Origin of the sequence: Moraxella lacunata (assembly GCF_002027545.1) — a bacterium.
Classification (GTDB): Bacteria; Pseudomonadota; Gammaproteobacteria; order Pseudomonadales; family Moraxellaceae; genus Moraxella; species Moraxella lacunata.
In genome coordinates this window covers 1-4,530 of the sequence record NZ_MXAN01000122.1, presented here as the reverse complement: position 1 = coordinate 4,530, position 4,530 = coordinate 1, and the positions used below count along the sequence as shown (strand labels likewise).

The window sequence follows — 4,530 nt, the reverse complement described above, 5'->3', positions numbered from 1 at the left end:
AAATCTCTTTCCAAACTAAAAATAAACCCTTGTAAGTATTGGGGTTGAAGTTTTTAAAAATCTACAAAAATCAGGGTTTGGAAAGAAGTCTATTATTTAGACATTTTCTACCTTGACAGCAAATTTTTTTAAAAACACTTGTAATTGTTGTTATATCTTGTTACACTTTACAAGTGTTTTTGTTTTGAAAGCAACTCAGGGAGTAATAATGAAAAAATCCGATTTTACCAAATACTCAGCACTTGCCCTAATGGTTGGGATGTGCCTGCAAACCACTCATGCCAAGGATTATAGTCAGGTCATCTTTTTTGGCGACAGCTTATCAGACACAGGTCGACTAAAAGACTTGGTCAGCGAGCAAGATGGTACATTTGGCAATGCCTTACAACCGTCTTTTACCACCAATCCCGACCCTGTATGGACGAGTCTATTTGCCCAAAGTTATGGTAAAACCGCCAGCCCCAACACACCCGATAACTCCACTGGCACCAACTATACCGTGGGTGGCTCTCAGTCAGCACGCACCGCCACATGGACAGATACAAGTGGCACAGTCAGCGTAAACATTCCCACCACCAACGACCAAATCAAACATTACCTAGCAAATACCAACGGTCAGACCGACCCCAATGCACTGTATGCGGTATGGATTGGGGCGAATGACTTGTTCTATGCCATCGAGCATGCCAACCCTTCACAAGTTGCCAATGCCGTTCAAGCGACCGCAACTGACATAGAAACATTAAATCAAGCAGGGGCGAGAATCATCTTGGTGCCAAACATCCCTGATTTGTCGCTCACACCCCTTGTGCAAAATCACCCTGCATTATCCGCCCAAAAAGGGCAGGTGCAACTTCTAACTCAGATGTATAACAGTGGCGTATTTAATGCTCTAAATGGCACTACCGCCAACGTCGTGCCTGCCAATACTTTTGCCCTGCTTCAAGAAGCCGTTGCAAACAAAGAAGCTTTTGGCTTTGAAAATGCCAATGGCGTGGCGTGTCACAATAAGCCAAACATCAATCCAACATCGTCATCATTGGCTTGTGATGAAAACTCGCTCATGACAGGAGCGACAGGCGAAAACTACATGTTCGCCGACTTAATCCACCCATCAGGACGCACGCACCGCATTTTGGCACAGTATTACCGCTCTATCATGGACGCACCCACTCATATGGTCAAACTCTCAGGCGAGCTTATCAAAACAGGCTCTGCCCACGACCGCCAAACCTATCGTCAGCTTGATAGACTTGGTGGCTCACAGCATAGCCTTTGGGCAAACATCCATGCCAGCGACCGTACCGACCCTACCACTCAAATCGGCTTGGACGTGGCAGGTTCATCAAGCCACACAGGGGCGTATCTGACTCGCCAAAACCAAGATTATGCTCTGGATAACACCCTATCATCGGATGTCAAAACCATTGGCGTGGGGCTATACCACCGCCACGACATCGGCAACGTCCGCCTAAAAGGTGTGGCAGGTATCGACCGTCTTAGCGTGGATACGCACCGCCACATCGACTGGGAGGGGGCAAGCCGTTCGCACACTGCCGACACCACCGCCAGACGTTTTCATGCAGGGCTGCAAGCCAGCTATGGCATAGACATGGGTAAAGCCACCGTGCGTCCGCTTATCGGTGTACATGCCCAAAAAATCAAAGTGCGTGATTTGGTAGAGAGTGAGCCGACTTTATCCACCGCCATGCGTTTTGGTGAACAAGAACAAAAATCACTCCAAGGTGAGATTGGTGTTGATGTGGCTTATCCTATTAGCCCTGCTTTGACTCTAACAGGCGGTATCGCTCATGCTCATGAGTTTAACGATGATGAACGCACCATGAATGCCACCTTGACCTCCATTCGTGAATACACCAAAGGCTTTAACACGACCGTTAGCACCGACAAAGCCCACGCCACCACCGCTCATCTGGGCGTACAAGGGCAACTTGGCAAGGCAAACGTTCATGCAGGGATTCACGCCACCCACCAAGACAGCGATACGGACGTAGGTGGTTCGCTTGGGGTTCGCTTTGTGTTTTGATAAACAAACGCACACCAACACCTGATACATCTTAATGGCATGCCAACCCCATTCAAAGAACATCCTTATCTTTGAGCGGGATTGGCGGATGGGGTTGCATGGGTCTTGTTCGCACCCAAAAGCATAAAACAATCAATATCATCGCCCAACTGTGGTAAAATACTCCCAAATTTTTACCCAGCATGACCCATGTTTCTTGACCTAAACCGCCACAGCTTTGCTGATTATAAAAAAGAGTTCATCGCCCTAGCCACACTCGCCCTACCCATGCTCCTATCCCAAATCGCCCAAGTTGGGACAGGCTTTGTGGATACGGTCATGGCAGGCAGCGTCAGCAAAGAAGACTTATCTGCGGTCGGACTGGGCAACAGTCTGTTTGTGACGATTTATATCACCTTGCTTGGGGTGATGACCGCCTTAAATCCTTTGATTGCCCAGCAATATGGTGCGGTCAATAAAGGCGATGCTAAGGCAGGCGACATTGGCGAGCTGGGGCGGCAAGGGCTGTGGTATGGACTACTCATGGGTGTGATTGGCATGGTGCTGATTTGGGCGGCGATACTGCCCTTTGAGCATTATTTTGGTCATCTAAGCACTAACACCCTTGCCATCACCAAAGAGTATCTGTGGTTCATTGGGCTTGCCATGCCTGCCGCCATGATACATCGCACCTTACACGCTTATGCGTCCAGTCTTAACAAACCCAAAGTTATCATGATAGTCAGTTGGCTGTGCTTTTTTGCCAACATCCCCCTAAACTACGTCTTTGTCTATGGCAAATTTGGCATGCCCGCCTTGGGCGGTGCAGGTTGCGGATTGGCAACCGCCATCGTCTTTTGGCTAAACGCCATCATCCTTGGCATATACATCGCCAAAGACAGATATTTTCATGAATTTGGCTTGATGGACAAATTTAGCCTGCCCAACATCAGACTCTTTGGCGACATCACCAAACTTGGCATACCCATCGGGTTGTCATTTTTTATTGAAGTGAGCCTATTTAGCTGTATCATGTTTTTGGTCGCCAGATTAGACGGCAATACCGAAAACTACGTCGCTGCCCAACAAATCGCCATCAACATCACATCGCTCATCTTTATGATACCCCAAAGCCTAGGGGTTGCCAGTACCGTGCGGGTCGGCATGGCGATGGGTCGGCGTGAACCCAAGTCTGCCCGTTATAGCAGTGGCGTGGCGTTATCAGGTGCGGTCGCCATCTCATTTTTGACCGCTGCCTTCTTGGTCATCGGACGAGAACAGTTGGCAACACTCTACACCAAGGACACGGCAGTCATTGCCATCGCCTCCGCCATCATTCTCTATGCCGCCGCCTTTCAGCTTGTCGATGCGGTACAATGTGTGGCAAGCTATGCTCTGCGTGGCTATAAAGTAACCACCGTGCCGATGATAATCCACATCATCGCATTTTGGGGTTGTGGTCTATTACCTGGCATGGTATTGGCGTTTTATATGGGCATGGGAATTTATGGTTTTTGGACGGCACTGGTCATCTCACTGGCAGTGGCGGCGGTGTTTTTGGGTGGTTATCTTGAATGGTACAGCAAACGCATGGTAAGTGCGGTACAAGGATAATTTTTCATCGGTAAAACTGGCACTTTTTATAGACAGCCAAAATTGATATAAACACACCATCATTAAATCCTTAAAAAAATAGCCATGTTATCGCATGGCTATTTTATTTCCTTTTTAAAATTGGTTTGTATCCATCACTCACCAAACCATTTGGCTCTTAACTCATCGTATTTACCATTGGCTTTCATCTCACGCAAGCCTTCATTGAGCTGATTTAGTAGCTCATCATTGCCTTTTTTGACCGCAAAGGCGAAATAACTGGTCTGGGCATTTGGATCCATGATGCCATACGTTTTGGTTTTGGGGTCAGTTGAGTTTTTGAAAATATAGTACTGCATGACACGCGAGTTGTCATAAGCCGCATCCGCCCTGCCTTGGATGACATTACTAATCTCAAGATAAGGTGTACTAGAGTCCATCATTCTGGCATTGCCATGACTTTGGACAATCGCCTCCAACTCATCTTGACCTGCCGCCCCATATTCGGTGGTAAATACCGTACTGCCTTTGACTGCTTCACTAAAATTAGAATAATAATGCAACATCAAACTTTGCTTTGCTGATGTCTATGCCAATATAGTGTATCATCTGTCTCTTGCCTTGTTTATGCAGTGTCTGTTTTAATAAACGCACTTAGATACCATTTAGAGTTTAAGATGACAAGCAAAGGACACCATCTGAGCACCAGTGTTAAGACACTAAGGGCGAACCCGTGTTCTCTTTGCTTGTATAACCCAACAACATTCTAGCAGATAATCTAGGTTTGGTGTTGGGTTGATACAAGGGCGAACGGAAAACCTAGTTTGGCATACTTTTTAGATTACTAGCAAAATATTAAAAATGGTTAAAAATATCACGCCACTCCGCCAACGCACAGACGTTGCCATGCT

3 protein-coding genes are annotated in these 4,530 nt (G+C 47.0%); 2 read left to right on the top strand and 1 reads right to left on the bottom strand.

Features of this window, described 5'->3' with window-relative positions:
- Nucleotides 1-208 precede the first annotated feature (208 nt).
- Together B5J94_RS13290 and B5J94_RS13285 are read left to right on the top strand one after the other, a co-directional pair.
- Nucleotides 209-2,047 (top strand): autotransporter domain-containing protein, encoded by a 1,839-nt coding sequence (locus B5J94_RS13290; RefSeq protein WP_062501192.1) that lies wholly within the window; start codon nucleotides 209-211, stop codon nucleotides 2,045-2,047.
- A gap of 189 nt (nucleotides 2,048-2,236) precedes the next feature.
- Nucleotides 2,237-3,640 (top strand): MATE family efflux transporter, encoded by a 1,404-nt coding sequence (locus B5J94_RS13285; RefSeq protein ID WP_062501194.1) that lies wholly within the window; start codon nucleotides 2,237-2,239, stop codon nucleotides 3,638-3,640.
- Nucleotides 3,641-3,774: 134 nt separating this feature from the next.
- Here the strand turns inward: B5J94_RS13285 and B5J94_RS13280 are convergent, their stop codons facing one another.
- A complete protein-coding gene (locus B5J94_RS13280; RefSeq protein WP_079364195.1) occupies nucleotides 3,775-4,185 on the bottom strand; it encodes a transporter substrate-binding domain-containing protein in 411 nt (136 codons plus the stop codon).
- Between the last annotated feature and the right edge of the window lie 345 nt (nucleotides 4,186-4,530).

What these genes read in the sequence shown, in the direction of transcription:
- B5J94_RS13290 (WP_062501192.1), top strand. Translation starts at nt 209, where the DNA reads ATGAAAAAATCCGATTTTACCAAATACTCAGCACTTGCCCTAATGGTT.
- B5J94_RS13285 (WP_062501194.1), top strand. Translation starts at nt 2,237, where the DNA reads ATGTTTCTTGACCTAAACCGCCACAGCTTTGCTGATTATAAAAAAGAG.
- B5J94_RS13280 (WP_079364195.1), bottom strand. Translation starts at nt 4,185, where the DNA reads ATGTTGCATTATTATTCTAATTTTAGTGAAGCAGTCAAAGGCAGTACG.